Source organism: Spirillospora sp. NPDC047279 (assembly GCF_040643285.1).
In the GTDB taxonomy this organism is placed as follows: Bacteria; Actinomycetota; Actinomycetes; order Streptosporangiales; family Streptosporangiaceae; genus Spirillospora.
In genome coordinates, this window is sequence record NZ_JBEYUA010000008.1 from 299533 (window position 1) to 313341 (window position 13809).

10 protein-coding genes and 1 riboswitch are annotated in these 13809 nt (G+C 70.5%); of the genes, 9 read left to right on the forward strand and 1 reads right to left on the reverse strand.

Going from position 1 to position 13809, the window contains the following annotated elements:
• Nucleotides 1–35: 35 nt before the first annotated feature.
• Nucleotides 36–1889 carry a translational GTPase TypA gene (gene typA, locus ABZ810_RS22560; protein WP_358406029.1) on the reverse strand — a complete coding sequence of 618 codons (1854 nt, stop codon included), beginning with the start codon at nucleotides 1887–1889 and terminating at the stop codon, nucleotides 36–38.
• A 446-nt stretch (nucleotides 1890–2335) separates the two neighbouring features.
• A riboswitch (cyclic di-AMP (ydaO/yuaA leader) is annotated at nucleotides 2336–2471 on the forward strand.
• A 40-nt stretch (nucleotides 2472–2511) separates the two neighbouring features.
• On the opposite strand from typA, the gene ABZ810_RS22565 reads away from it, so the two are divergent.
• From ABZ810_RS22565 to ABZ810_RS22605, 9 genes are all read left to right on the forward strand, one after another.
• The gene (locus ABZ810_RS22565) at nucleotides 2512–3492 is read left to right on the forward strand and encodes a C40 family peptidase (protein ID WP_358406031.1); all 981 of its coding nucleotides are present in this window, start codon (nucleotides 2512–2514) and stop codon (nucleotides 3490–3492) included.
• Nucleotides 3493–5036: 1544 nt separating this feature from the next.
• Nucleotides 5037–6653 (forward strand): hypothetical protein, encoded by a 1617-nt coding sequence (locus ABZ810_RS22570; RefSeq protein WP_358406034.1) that lies wholly within the window; start codon nucleotides 5037–5039, stop codon nucleotides 6651–6653.
• A 65-nt stretch (nucleotides 6654–6718) separates the two neighbouring features.
• A complete protein-coding gene (cpaB, locus tag ABZ810_RS22575; RefSeq protein WP_358406036.1) occupies nucleotides 6719–7393 on the forward strand; it encodes a Flp pilus assembly protein CpaB in 675 nt (224 codons plus the stop codon).
• A gap of 7 nt (nucleotides 7394–7400) precedes the next feature.
• Nucleotides 7401–8999 (forward strand): AAA family ATPase, encoded by a 1599-nt coding sequence (locus tag ABZ810_RS22580; RefSeq protein ID WP_358406039.1) that lies wholly within the window; start codon nucleotides 7401–7403, stop codon nucleotides 8997–8999.
• A 6-nt stretch (nucleotides 9000–9005) separates the two neighbouring features.
• Nucleotides 9006–9416, forward strand: coding sequence for a TadE family protein (locus ABZ810_RS22585; RefSeq protein WP_358406041.1), 411 nt, complete (start codon nucleotides 9006–9008; stop codon nucleotides 9414–9416).
• Nucleotides 9417–9419: 3 nt separating this feature from the next.
• Nucleotides 9420–10736: a CpaF family protein gene (locus ABZ810_RS22590; RefSeq protein WP_358406043.1), complete on the forward strand. Its 1317-nt coding sequence runs from the start codon at nucleotides 9420–9422 to the stop codon at nucleotides 10734–10736.
• 34 nt (nucleotides 10737–10770) lie between these two features.
• Nucleotides 10771–11697 (forward strand): type II secretion system F family protein, encoded by a 927-nt coding sequence (locus tag ABZ810_RS22595; protein ID WP_358406046.1) that lies wholly within the window; start codon nucleotides 10771–10773, stop codon nucleotides 11695–11697.
• A gap of 7 nt (nucleotides 11698–11704) precedes the next feature.
• Nucleotides 11705–12592 (forward strand): type II secretion system F family protein, encoded by an 888-nt coding sequence (locus ABZ810_RS22600; RefSeq protein ID WP_358406048.1) that lies wholly within the window; start codon nucleotides 11705–11707, stop codon nucleotides 12590–12592.
• A gap of 70 nt (nucleotides 12593–12662) precedes the next feature.
• Nucleotides 12663–13808 (forward strand): sensor histidine kinase, encoded by a 1146-nt coding sequence (locus ABZ810_RS22605; RefSeq protein WP_358406049.1) that lies wholly within the window; start codon nucleotides 12663–12665, stop codon nucleotides 13806–13808.
• Nucleotide 13809 lies beyond the last annotated feature (1 nt).

The following is a 13809-nucleotide window of genomic DNA, read 5'->3' on the forward strand; positions in this document are numbered from 1 at the left end:
GCTCGGGCCGGTTCGGCCGCCCGCCGGGCGGGAGGTCAGCCGGAGCGCTTGGCGCGGGCGCGGGTGCGCTCGCGCTCCTTGGCGTCCAGGACGACCTTGCGGAGCCGGACGGCCTTCGGCGTCACCTCGACGCACTCGTCCTCGCGGCAGAACTCCAGGGCCTCCTCCAGCGAAAGGATCTTCGCCGGGGTGAGGCGCTCGAGCTCGTCGCCGGTGGACGAGCGCATGTTGGTGAGCTTCTTCTCCTTGGTGATGTTGACGTCCATGTCGTCGGACCGCGAGTTCTCGCCGACGATCATGCCCTCGTACACCTCGGTGGTCGGGCCCACGAAGAAGGTGCCGCGCTCCTGGAGGTTGGTGATCGCGTAAGCGGTCGCCGGGCCGGTGCGGTCGGCGACCAGGGAGCCGGACGGCCGCGTGCGCAGCTCGCCGAACCACGGCTCGTACGACTCGAAGACGTGGTGCGCCATGCCGGTGCCGCGCGTCTCGGTCATGAACTCGGTGCGGAAGCCGATCAGGCCGCGGGCCGGGACCAGGAACTCCATCCGGATCCAGCCGGTGCCGTGGTTGGTCATGTGCTCCATGCGGCCCTTGCGGACCGCCATGAGCTGGGTGACCGCGCCGAGGTGCTCCTCGGGGATGTCGACCGTCAGGCGTTCGACCGGCTCGTGCTTCTTGCCGTCGATCTCCTTGGCGACCACCTGCGGCTTGCCCACGGTCAGCTCGTACCCCTCGCGGCGCATGTTCTCGACCAGGATGGCCAGCGCCAGCTCGCCGCGGCCCTGGACCTCCCAGGTGTCGGGACGCTCGGTCGGCAGCACGCGGATGGAGACGTTGCCGACCAGCTCGCGGGCGAGGCGGTCCTTGACCATGCGGGCGGTGACCTTGGTGCCCTTCTCCCGGCCGGCCATCGGGCTGTTGTTGGTGCCGATGGTCATGGAGATGGCGGGCTCGTCCACCGTGATCAGCGGCAGCGGGCGCGGGTCGTCGGGGTCGGCGATGGTGTCACCGATCATGATCTCCGGGATGCCGGAGATCGCGATGATGTCGCCGGGGCCGGCCTCGTCGGCGGGCTTGCGCTCCAGCGCGTCCGTCATCAACAGCTCGGTGATCTTGACCCGCTCGATGCTGCCGTCGTGGCGGCACCAGGCGACCTGCTGGCCCTTCTTGATCGTGCCCGCGTAGATGCGGCAGAGCGCGATCCGGCCCAGGTAGCTGGACGCGTCGAGGTTGGTGACGTGCGCCTGGAGCGGCGCGTCCGGGTCGAACGAGGGCGCCGGGATCGTGTTCTTGATGACCTCGAACAGCGGCTCGAGGTCCTCGCTGTCGGGCTGCTCGCCGTTGCCGGGCTTGTTGAGCGACGCGCGGCCGGCGCGGCCGGAGGCGAAGACGATCGGGAACTCGATCTGGTCCTCTTCGGCGTCGAGGTCCATGAAGAGCTCGTACGTCTCGTCGACGACCTCGTCGATGCGCGCGTCGGGCCGGTCGGTCTTGTTGACCACCAGGATCACCGGCAGCCTGGCCTCCAGGGCCTTGCGCAGCACGAAGCGGGTCTGGGGGAGGGGGCCCTCGCTGGCGTCCACCAGGAGGACGACGCCGTCCACCATCGACAGCCCGCGCTCGACCTCGCCGCCGAAGTCGGCGTGGCCGGGGGTGTCGATGATGTTGATCGTCATCCCGTTGTGCCGGACCGCCGTGTTCTTGGCGAGGATGGTGATGCCCTTCTCACGCTCCAGATCATTGGAGTCCATGACGCGGTCATCGACGTCCTGGTTCTCGCGGAAGGCGCCGGACTGCCAGAGCATGGCGTCGACCAGCGTGGTCTTGCCGTGGTCGACGTGGGCGACGATCGCGACGTTCCGCAGGTCATCGCGCGTGGAGAAGGGCATGCGAACTCGCTTGGGTGATGGTTGGGAATCGCCGCAGACGTGCGGCCCAGCCAATTCTACTTGGCGCGCAAACCCGCCCCGGCCTTCCGCGGCCGACACCAGCCACGATTACTCCTTCATGGGCCCTTTGTGTACAGCTCTGGCCGCCGCCCCTCCAGTGCGGTGACCAGCCTCACGACCACCCGTCCGCGCCGGCCCGGCACCCGTCCAACCGCGGAACCGGGGTCAGGTACGTGCCCGCGCCGCCGTCCTGCGATGTGGCGAAGGTCTCGAACCCTTCCGAACGTGCGGGCGGCGTCCAGATCGTCTGAAACCCTTGCGACCAGGGCGTTCTCGCCATCCGGCGGCATCCAGTCGCATGTCCCTTTTGGTCGCCGCATTTGCCGTAATTTGCCATCCCTTTGTACGCTCCTGCGGATCCGGCCGCTCGACGTCCGACAGGGACGGTGGCCGGACCGCCGAATCCCCGCCGAGGGGAACCGGGGAACCAACACCCCCTGGGGCGAATCCGCGTTCGCGCGGTAGGGCGACTCCTGGCCCGAGCCCGTCAGCTAACCCGGTAGGCGGACGAGGAGAGGAGAACACCGGCTTGTCACCGGACCCCCAGCGTCGCCGTTTCGTCATGTCCATCGCGGCCACCGCCGCGGTCGTCGCGACAGGCGCCGTCATCGCCCCCGCGCAGGCCGCCCCCGCCGCCCTGGTCGCCGCCCCCTTCGCGGCTCCCAGCCCCTCCGGCAAGCCCACCGAGAGCGAGCTGCGCAAGCGCCTGAACGCCCTCAACACCGAGGCCGAGAAGCTCACCGAGCAGTTCAACAAGTCCCGCGTCGAACTCGGCAAGGCCCAGCGCGCCCTCCGCGAGGCCACCCGGACGGCCGCAGCCCTCGAGGCCCAGGCCGCTCCCGCCCGCGAGCAGCTCGGCCGCCTGGCCGCGAACAACTACATGACCGGCGGCCCGGACATGATGTTCACCACCAACGGCACCACCGAGGGCCTCTCCGACTCCGCCTACCTGGCCCAGAACCAGGCGTCGGTCGTCAACGCCCTCCAGGCCCGCATCGACCAGGCCAACCAGGCCCGCCGCGACGCCGAGACCAAGAACACCGCCGCCACCCAGGCCGCCGACCGGGCCCAGAAGGCCAAGGCCGCCGCCAAGGCCAAGGTGGACGAGGTCACCAAGCAGCTCGACAAGCTGACGACCACCCGCACCAAGGACCCCACGTCCGGCTACACCGCCGTCATCAAGGGCTCCGACCTGCCCGCCAGGATGACCCGCAAGGCCCTCGGCAAGCTCGGCAGCCCCTACGTCTGGGCCGCCGCGGGCCCCAACAGCTTCGACTGCTCGGGCCTCGTCGTCTGGGCCTACGCCCAGGTCGGCAAGTCCGGCCTCCCGCACTACACCGGCGACCTCTTCCAGCTGGGCAGCAAGGTCGACAAGGGCTCCCTCCGCGCCGGCGACCTGGTCTACTTCGGCGGCAGCCTCCACCACATGGGCATCTACGTGGGCGGCGGCCGCTACGTCCACGCCCCCCAGACCGGCGACGTCGTCAAGATCTCCAAGCTCTCCGAACGCTCCGACTACGCCGGCGCCAACCGAATCTCCTAGCCCACCCGCCCCACACCCACTTGAGCCGTCCGCCCTGGCCCGCCCCGGAGCCACCCCCGACGGTCTCGCCCCCACCCCGCACTGCGCCCGACCCTGCGCTGGCTTGCGCTGCACCTGGCCCTGTGCCGCTCCGCGCTGCGCCTGGCCCCGCACTGCGTTGCTCCGTGCTGAGCCCGACCCCGCGCCGCCCTGTGCTGCGCCCGGACATCGCGCCGGGCCCGTGCTGCGCCTGCCCCTGCGCTGCTCCGTGCTGCCCCTGCCCCTGCGCTGCTCTGTGCTGCGCCTGTCCCTGCGCCGCTCCGCGCTGCGCCCCGCCCTGCGCCGCTCTGCGCTGTGTACGGCCTGCGCTAGGTCGACTTTGCGCCGCGTTCGATGATGCGGGGCGCCCACTGGGCGCGGTGCCCGGCCCATGTCGCGCCGGCCAAGGGCCGGCCCGGCCCGCGTTACGCCAGTCGGTGTTGCTCTGCGCTGCGTTCATCCTGTGCCGCGCCGACTTTGCACTGTGCCGCGCCGGCCCCGCGCTGCGCGGGCCGGTCTGCGTTGCCGCGCCCGTCATGTGGCGAGCCCGTTTTGCGCCCGCTGTTGCTGCGCTCGCTCCGCGTTGCTTCTGTCCCGCGTCGCGCCCCCGTAGCGGCGCACGGCTGTTGGTCTTACGTCGTGTTGGCCTTGCGGGGCGGGTGACCTGTCCGGCCTTGTCTTCGGATTGTATCCAGCCGGTGTGCAGCTGACGTTCAGCTGATGTGCAGTTTGGTGCCGTGACGGGGCGGGTTTGTTGGACGGGGGTGGTTGTTCGGGCTGGTGAGCGGTGGTTTGGGGCTTCGGGTGGGGAGTTGGTGGGGTGGGTGTCGGGGCTGGTGGTGTGGGGGCGGGGTGGGTTTCTGGGGTGGGTTCGCTGGGCGTGGCGTCAAGGGGTGGGGGCCCTTGGGTACGGAACGTGGGAATGAGGGGCCCGGGTCCGGGGTGGGTCCCTTGGCCCGGGGCCGGCGGGGGCGGGAAGTCGGGCGGATTCCGCCGGGTGGGGTGCGCCCTTCTTGATTTAAGAATCAATGAGAATCGTCCTGGTGCGGGTTATGGTCCCTGACCTGCGCCGGAGATATCTGTGAGACGTCGCATTGCTAGCCTCGCGAGCCACATATGAGGGAGGTGTGCGCGAAGAGTGATGGGTCCGGCCGGTACGGTCCGCCACGAAGTCGGCCGTTCACTCATTCGTAACCTCGCTCCCTGCACGAACGCGGGAGATGATCAAGGGCCCCTGGGCCCAAAAAGTTGGCCTGATCCGGCCGGTGCCGGGAGGCCTTTTCGGGGCGGCGGCCACGCTAAGTGATCGTCAACCGCGGTGGGAATTCGCTGAAACCGGTTCGCAACCTTCTGCGTCTGACGTTGGCGATGCAGCATTCCGATCGGTCCCACAGAAAGGGTTGAGTCATGGTGCGTGGGACGGTTATTGTCATCGCGCCCGAAATGGGAATGTCATGGTGTATCGGGGGCTCAGCCGCGGTGACAGCCGGGGACGTCGCCTCCGTGAGGCCCGACGAGCATCCGGAGTGGAATTGACCGCGGTCCTGCTGATGGGAGACTTCCCGGGAACGGGCGCCCTGGGCGCGGCGGGCGCCCAGCGCCTCGACCTTCCGGCGACGTCCGAGGCGGCTCAATTCTTTATCGACCACGTGGCTCAGGGCCTCCAGGCCCAAGGCGCGGTCCTGGTCCTCCTGCCGTCCTGGCGGGCCGCCGCGGCGAAGCGGCTGGTGAGCCTCGCCCGCGGCGCGTTGTCGACCGACCGGATCGCCGCCGTCCAGCTCAGCCTGCCTCCGCTGGCACTGTCCCTGGTGGCCGACCAGCTGGCCTTCGTCGCTCCTCATGTGAAGCCCGGCGTCCTGGCCAGCCTCGCCTACCGGCTGGCCGATTCGGTGTACGCGGGTGCCTGGGTCAACAGCGTCGCGCGTCTCGAGCACATCAAGACGGGGTTCGGCGCGCACGTGTCGTCGTTCCTGCCGGGCGGTTTCTCGGTGGGCGCGGGGACCAACGCCGGGGTCCACCGGATCACCGCGTCCAAGCCCGTGCAGGTGATCGAGAACAGGCCGCAGGACCCGGTCCTCCTTCTGGTGACCGACGAGAACGGCGACATGGAGTGGGTCCAGCAGAAGCTCCAGCCCGAGCTTCGCGTGGTCTCGGTGACGCCCGTTCCGGTGCAGCCGCTCAGCCAGGAGTACTGGGGGGCCAAGAAGTTCAGCGAGTTCGTCGCCCTCTGCGGGCACCCTCGCGCCCTGCACTTCGCCGTCGTCAACGCCACGTACCGGCCCTGCGGCTGGTGCAGAGAGCTGACGACGCTCCCCAAGTGCCCGTTCTGCGCGATGCTTCAGCGCGAGAACGCCGGTACGTCGAGCACCGGGCCGCAGGTTTCCCAGCCCGGTTCGCCCCCTCTGCCCGACTCCCAGCAGGCGCCGCCCGCTCCTCCGGCTCCTCACCCGCAGCCGCCACCACCCCAGCCGGCGGGGCGACCACCCCAGCCGCCGGGTCCTTCCCAGATCCCCGCCGACTCCCAGCCCCCCGCGAACGGACAGCCTCAGCCCCTCGCCCAGCACCAGCCCCCCGCCCACCCCCCAGTGAACGCACAACCTCCGGGTCCGGGGCGGCCTGCTGAGCACGTTCAACCTCCCGCGCAGACCCGGCCCCAGCCGCCGGCCCAGCTCCAGCCCCCCGTTCAGCTCCAGCCCCCAGCCCAGTTTCAGTTCGCGGCCCAGTCGTCGCATTCGCCGCCACCTCAGGCCGACCCGCGGGGCCCCGTGCCGCCCGCGCAGGCAGGAGAGGGCGCCGGGTCCGGTGTTCCGTCCAACGGCTCCGCGGGGCCGCCGGTCGAGGTGAAGGGGAACGGCGTCCTCGCCGCCCCGCATCCCGCCCAGCACCCCGCTCCGGCCGCTCCGGAACCCACCGGGCCGGCCTCGGGTCAGACGGCGGGCGGGACCGTTCCCGAGCCCGGGGACGTGCCGCTCGTCCACACCGAGGTGACGCGAACCGACATCGGTGCACCGGCTCCCCCGCCGGCCGCCGCCACCACCGAGTCCGAGGTCCGTCCGGCGCCTGCCGACGCCGGTGCGGCCGAGGAGGAGGAGTGGCCCGGCCGCCAGGGCACCGTCCGGTTCGGGTCGGCGAGCGAACGCTGAAATCCCCTTGATTCAGTTGCTTAGAACGGAGCCACATGAACCCCCGTCAGCGGCGTGGAGTCCTTTTGTTGATCCTGGCCGTGCTCGGCGCCGTCACCGTCTTCGTGAGCGTCGTCGGCTATGTCGGCTCGGTGCGCGCCGAGGTCGGTGTGAAGACCGACGTCCTGCAGCTCAAGCGTTCGATCCCCGCCTACACGAGGGTCACCGAGGCCGACCTTCAGCGGATCAGGGTCCCGCGCAAGTGGTCGCCGAACACGATGGTCACCGATGCGGCCTCCCTTGAGGGCAAGGTGGCGGCGGCCGACCTCCAGGCCGGTTCGTACCTGCAGATCGGGATGCTGGTCCCCGGCCCCAGCCTCCAGCCGGGTGAACGTGAGATCGCGATCATGATCGACGCGGAGACCGGTGTGGCGGGCAAGGTCTTCAAGGGCATGTCGGTCGACATCTACGCCACGTACCAGCAGGACAGCGGGCAGAACCGGACCTCCTGCGCGGCGCGCATCGTCAAGTCCGCCCGGGTGATCCAGATCGGCCAGCTCACCAACATCAAGAGTGAGAAGAACAACTCGATCACCGAGTCCGTGGTGCCGATGACCTTCGCGCTCAGCGCCGCCGACAGCCTCAAGCTCACCCGTGAGGAGAGCTTCGCCAACAAGATCCGGCTGGCGCTGATCGGTGGCGGTCAGACGGCGGACAACGTGAAGCTCCCGCCGGTCTGCCAGACGATCCCGGCGCGGTGATGTGCCGATGAGCATCCAGGTACTTCTGGGCATCGAGGACCCGGATCTGGCCTCGACGCTGACCGGCCAGTTCAGGGAGCTCCCCGAGGTCGAGGTCGTCGCGGTCGAGGCGGCGTCCAACCACGTCGTCGGCACGGTGACCACGATGCCGCACCTCGACGTGGTGCTGATACACCAGAGCCTCGGGCCGCTGCCGGCCCTGGACCTCGTCCGCGACCTGGTCATCCGGCACCCGCAGCTGGCCGTCATCCTCATCGCGGAGGAGGCGAGCGCCGACACGTTCGCGGCCGCGATGGCGGCCGGGGCGCGCGGCGTCGTCTCCCGCGAGCCGACGTTGTCGGAGCTCCAGAACCGCATCGAGCAGGCCGCGGAATGGTCGCGCACCATGCGGCGGCACTTCAGCTCCACGACCCCCACGGCCTCGGGCGGCCGGCTGGGCAAGCTCGTCACCCTGTGCGGCGCGAAGGGCGGCGTGGGCACGACGACCCTCGCCATCCACCTGGCGATCGCTGCGGCGAGCGCGGGCCGGACGGTCTGCCTCGTCGACATGAACCTCCAGAACGGCGACATCCCGGGGTTCCTGGACATCCAGCACCGGCACAGCCTCTCCGACCTCGCCGCCGCCGCGGGCGACCTGGACGGGGCGGTCGTCGCCGAGGCGCTCTTCGTGCATCCGCTCGGCCCGCACCTGCTCCTCGCGCCGGCGCGGGGGGAGGACGCCGAGGAGATCACGGCGCGCGCGATGCGGCAGATCCTGACCGTCATCCGATCCCGGTACGAGCTGGTGATCGTCGACAACGGGACCTACGTCTCCGACGCCAACGCGATCGCGGTGGAGCTGGCCGACGAGGCGGTCATCACGTGCACGCCGGACGTCCCGGCGCTGCGCGCCGCCAAGCGGCTGGCCCAGATGTTCTCGCGGCTGGCGATCCGCAAGGAAGAGGAGATGTCGGTCCTGCTGACCAGGCAGGACAAGCGCAACGAGATCCAGCCGGAGCTCGCCAGGAAGATGGTCGGCTCGCCGGTGCGCGGGGTGACGGTCCCGGCCGTCTTCCGCGCCCTGGAGGAGGCGGCCAACACCGGTTCGCCCACGGCCGTGAAGAGTTCGGAGTTCCGCAAGGCGATCGGCCAGATCGCCGGGGACCTCGGCCTGCTCTCCGACCCGTCCGCCGCGGATCCGGGCGCGGCCCCCGTCGGTAAGAAGGGCGCCAAGGACAGGGCGGCCAAGGACAGGGGCGCGACCGTCCTGCAGTTCGCGGCGGCGTTCCCGCTCATCATCCTGGTCGGCCTGATCGTGTGGCAGGTGGTCCTGATCGGGCTCGCGTCCATGTACTCCAGTCACGCGTCCAACGAGGCCGCCCGGGCGGTGGCCGTGATCGGCTACGACCAGCGCGACACCCCCGAGGCCCGGGCCAACCGGGAGGAGGTCCGGCGCCGTGCGGTGGCGCGGCTCAAGGACCCCTGGGGGGACCGCAAGCACCTGCAGATCAACGTCGAGGGCGGCTATGCCGTCGTCACCATCGACACCCCGGTCGTGATCCCTGGATGGCGTACGCCCTGGGGCATCACGACCAAGGCAAAGATCGTCGACGAGGGCGAGGGGTGACCGGCCATGGCGAAGGACTCCAGGCTTCCGGGGGGCCTGACCGCGAAGGACGTTGAGAGGCCGCGCGACCGCGGCGCGTCCGCGATCGAGCTCGCCGCCATCCTGCCGACCGCGATCTTCGTGATCCTGGTCGCCTACCAGGCCTACGTGTCCTCGACCACGGTCGAACGCGTGGAGAACGCGGCGCGGACGGGGGCGCGCGAGGCGAGCCAGCGGTACGACCCGAGCCTCTGCCGCACCTACGCGCAGGGGTCGATGCCGACCTGGCTCAAGGAGTACTGGATCGAAGGAGGTGCGGCGAAGGTGGACGGGGACGACGGCGTCTTCTGCCGCGTACGGGCGGAGCTCCCGCTGCTCTGGAAGGGCGTGCCCCTCGACTACACCGTGACGCGTACCGTCACGATGCCGCTGGGGTGACCGATGGCTCTCAAGGATCGGCTCGAAGAAGACCGGTCGTCCAACGACCGGACCAGCAAGAACATCGTCGGGCACTGGCGGCAGCGGCTGCTGGAGGAGATCAACCTCGACGAGCTGGCCAGGCTCACGATGGCGCAGCGCCGGGCCCGGCTGGAGAAGGTCACCGGGCTGCTGGTGACCCGCGAGGGGCCGGTGCTCGCGGCCGGCGAGCGCGCGAACCTCATCCGCCGGGTGGTGGACGAGGCGCTCGGCCTCGGCGTGCTCGAACCGCTGCTCGCCGACCCGAGCGTCACCGAGATCATGGTGAACGGCCCGGACACGATCTTCGTCGAGCGGGCCGGCCGCGTGTACCGGCTGGACGGCGGCTTCGCCAGCGAGGAGCAGCTCTACCAGACCATCGACCGGATCGTGGCGCAGGTCAACCGGCGCGTGGACGAGTCGAGCCCGATGGTGGACGCGCGCCTGCCGACCGGCGAGCGCGTCAACGTCATCGTGCCCCCGCTGTCACTGATCGGCCCCATCCTCACCATCCGGCGTTTCCCCCGGGTCTACTCGATCGAGGAACTGGTCGGGATGAACTCGCTGGACACCGCCACCGGCATGTTGCTGGCGTCGTTCGTGCGGGCCCGGCTCAACATGGTCATCTCCGGCGGTACCGGCACGGGCAAGACGACGATGCTCAACGCGCTGTCGGCGTTCGTGCCGGTGACCGAGCGCATCGTCACGATCGAGGACTCCGCCGAGCTCCAGCTGAAGCAGGAGCACGTGATCCCGCTGGAGTCGCGTCCGGCCAACATCGAGGGCAAGGGCGCGATCACCATTCGCGACCTGGTCCGCAACGCGCTGCGCATGCGGCCCGACCGCATCATCGTCGGTGAGGTCCGCGGCGGCGAGACCCTCGACATGCTCCAGGCGATGAACACCGGCCACGACGGCTCCCTGGTGACCGTGCACGCCAACTCGACCGAGGACACCGTCCACCGGCTCCAGACCCTGGCCAGCATGAGCGACGTCAAGTTGCCGTTCGAGGCGGTCCGCGACCAGATCCACAGCGCGATCGACGCGATCGTGCAGCTGTCCCGCGGCCCGGACGGCTCGCGGCGCATCACCGAGATCGCCGTGGCCAAGACGGACCGCCGGGACGAGTTCGCGCTCCAGCACGTGATGCGTTTCAAGCCCGAGCCGATCGGCCCCGACCGCAACGTGCGAGGCGTGTTCGAGGCCGCCGCGCTGCCGCGGTACCTGGCCACGAGGCTCTTCCACGCGGGAGAGGGCGTCCCGCCCGCCTTCGCTCCCGATGGCCCGCGGGGGACGTCATGACCGGGCCGGCTCGACTCAGAGGGGAGCTCGTCCCGTGAACCTTCCGCTACCTGTCATCCTGCTGATCCTCGCCTTGACGCTCACGCTGGCGACGTGGGGCATCGGCGACCTGCTGGCCGGCTGGGGGCAACGGCGCCGCCTCGTCGCCCGGTCGGAGCTCGTCACGGACACGCGCAGCACCCTCATGGGCCGGTTCGACTCGGCGCTGCGCCGGACGGCCCTGGGGAAGGCGCTGGAACGCCGGCTCGTCGCCTCGGGCATGAAGATGCGCGTCTCCACGCTCCTGGTCATCATGGTCGGCGGCGGGCTGAGCGCCATCATCCTGATCGGCCAGTGGGTCGCCCCGGTGTTCGGGCTGGCGGCGGCGATCGGGGTCGGTTTCGGGGTCCTGTCGTACGTGCGGCGCCGGGAGGAACGGCGCAAGGAGGAGTTCATCGCCCAGCTGCCCGAGCTGGCCCGCGTCCTCTCCAACGCCACCCATGCGGGCCTGGTCATGCGCACGGCGATCGAGATCGCCGCGGACGAGCTGGCCGATCCGGCCGGCGAGGAGCTCCGCAAGACGGCCGACGCGCTCCGGCTCGGCCAGTCGGTGGAGGACGCGCTGCGGGATCTGGGCCACCGGCTGCCGTCCCGGGAGCTCGGCGTCCTGATCAGCACCCTGGTGGTGTCCGCCCGGGCCGGCGGTTCCCTGGTGACGGCGCTGCGGACCATCGCGGGCACGCTGGAGGAACGTAAGGAGACGCGCCGCGAGGTTAAAACGATCATGGGTGAGGCGGTCGTCACCAACTGGGCGATCGGCATCATGAGCATCCTCGGCGTGGTGATGATCAACCTGATCCAGCCCGGCGCGCTCCGGACGATGAGCGAGAACTTCATCGGCCAGGTGATCCTCGCCGTGGCCGCCGCGCTCTTCATCACCGGCGTGTTCATCATCAGCCGGATCACCCGGATCGACGTGTGAGGCGGCTATGACTCCCATCCTGGTTCTCGCGTCGGCGGCGGCCCTGTGCGTGCTCGTGATGCTCTGGGGGGTGGCGTTGCTGACCTCCGACCAGCGCGTCGCCGCGTCCGCGGTCCTCGCCCCCGGCAAGACCGCCAAGGACGACGTCTTCATCCTCGACGCCATCGCCGACCGGCTGGGCGCACCCCTGGCAGGTCCCGCGATGGACATGCTGGCGCCGTGGCGGGTGAAGATCCGCAAGCGGATCGACGCGGCCGGCCGGCCGGGCGGCCTCACGGTGGAGGGGTATGCCCGCAGGACCGCCGGCTACGTGGTGCTCTTCTCGGTCATCACGTTGCTGCTGGTGCTGAACGGCCAGTCGCTGGGCCTGGTCTGCCTCCTCGGCTGTTTCCAGAACGAGCTCGTGCTGTACGGCAAGCGGGTCGCCCGGCAGGACGACATCCAGCGTTCGATGCCGGACTTCCTCGACGTGCTGGCGGTCACCGTGAGCGCCGGGCTCAGCTTCCGGATGGCGCTCGCCCGCGTGGCCGAGAGCATGCCGGGCGCGCTGGCCGACGAGTTCCTGGTGGCCCTCCGCCAGATGGAGCTCGGCACCCCCCGCCGCGAGGCGTTCGAGGACCTGCGCGCGCGCAACAACTCCGAGGCGGTCAACCAGTTCGTCACCGCGCTGCTCCAGGCGGAGGAACTGGGCGCCCCGCTGGGCACCGCCCTGATCGACATCGGCAACGACATGCGGCGGGAATCCGCCCAGTGGGCCCGCCGCAAGGCACAGCGGGCCACGCCGAAGATCACCGGAATCACGATGGGGATGACGCTCCCCGCCCTGATGATGGTCGTTCTCGGTGCCCTCTTCTTCGGCTCGGGAGTGGGGACCAGTGGCATCTTCGGCGGCTGAGAGAGCCGCTCCGCTCCGGGTCGTTCCCCGGGAGGACACGCTCCCCGAGGGGGTCGGCGCGGCGTTCCGGATGCTCATGCAGATCCGGCTGATGATCGGGGCCGTCACGCTGGTCCTGCTGCCGCGCGACTCGTTCAAGTTCGGCCCGCTGACGCTCGTGCTCTCGATGGTGGCCCTCTCCTGGCTGTCCGGGCGCAACTGGCGGCTGGTCACCTCGCTGGTGACCAGGCATCCGCTGCTGTTCACGCTGGACATGTGCGCCTCGTTCCTGGTCCTGGGCATCGGCGGGATCTCCGGGCCGTTCCTGCTCGCCACCGTGGTGACCGCCGCGGTCGCGGGGCTGCTCTACCGGTGGCCGGGCATGCTGGCCGTCGCCGCCCTGCAGATCGCCTGCTACTACGTCACGTTCGCGTTCACCCCGGAGCTCGGTGAGGACGGGAGCTTCCAGGCGCTGCTCGGGCAGCCGCTGTTCTACCCGCTCGCCGGGTTCGCGGGCGTGGCGCTGCGCCGCCTCCTCGACGAGCACGCGGCGACCGAGTCGGCTCGCCGCCACGCCGAGGTGCTGGCCGCGGCCGCGCAGGAACGGGCGCGGCTGGCGCGGGAGATGCACGACTCGCTGGCCAAGACCCTGCGCGGTGTCGCGCTGGCCGCCTCGGCGCTGCCGCTCTGGGTGTGCCGGGACGCGGACCGCGCCGTCACCGAGGCCGGGCAGATCGCCGCGGCCACCGAGATCGCCTCGAGGCAGGCCAGGATCCTGCTCTCGGAGCTGCGCGACGACAGCGCCATCCGGCCGCTTCCCGAGGTGCTGCAGGACCTGGCGCAACGCTGGGCCGACGACAACGGGGCCGCGGTGACCTGCGAGACCGACGAGCAGATCGACCTGCCCCTCCGCGTCCGCCATGAGGTCGTCGCGATCCTCGGGGAGGCCCTGACCAACGCCGAACGGCACGCGCGGGCCCACTCCGTGCGGATCCGCCTGAGCCGCGACGAGGACGGCGTCGTGCTCTCGGTCCAGGACGACGGGCAGGGGTTCGAGATCCCCGAGCTCGTCGACCTCGCCCGCGACGGTCACTACGGGCTGGTCGGCCTGTACGAGCGCGCCGAGAGGGTCGGCGGCACCCTGACCGTCCACTCCAAGCCGGGGAACGGCACCACGGTGACGGCCCGGCTCCCATCCGCAGAGCCTGCAGAGCCCTCCCTGGCAGAGGTGAGTTGAG

What these genes read in the sequence shown, in the direction of transcription:
- ABZ810_RS22580 (WP_358406039.1), top strand. Translation starts at nt 7,401, where the DNA reads ATGAGCATCCAGGTACTTCTGGGCATCGAGGACCCGGATCTGGCCTCG.
- ABZ810_RS22605 (WP_358406049.1), top strand. Translation starts at nt 12,663, where the DNA reads ATGCTCATGCAGATCCGGCTGATGATCGGGGCCGTCACGCTGGTCCTG.
- typA (WP_358406029.1), bottom strand. Translation starts at nt 1,889, where the DNA reads ATGCCCTTCTCCACGCGCGATGACCTGCGGAACGTCGCGATCGTCGCC.
- ABZ810_RS22590 (WP_358406043.1), top strand. Translation starts at nt 9,420, where the DNA reads ATGGCTCTCAAGGATCGGCTCGAAGAAGACCGGTCGTCCAACGACCGG.
- ABZ810_RS22585 (WP_358406041.1), top strand. Translation starts at nt 9,006, where the DNA reads ATGGCGAAGGACTCCAGGCTTCCGGGGGGCCTGACCGCGAAGGACGTT.
- ABZ810_RS22565 (WP_358406031.1), top strand. Translation starts at nt 2,512, where the DNA reads ATGTCCATCGCGGCCACCGCCGCGGTCGTCGCGACAGGCGCCGTCATC.
- ABZ810_RS22600 (WP_358406048.1), top strand. Translation starts at nt 11,705, where the DNA reads ATGACTCCCATCCTGGTTCTCGCGTCGGCGGCGGCCCTGTGCGTGCTC.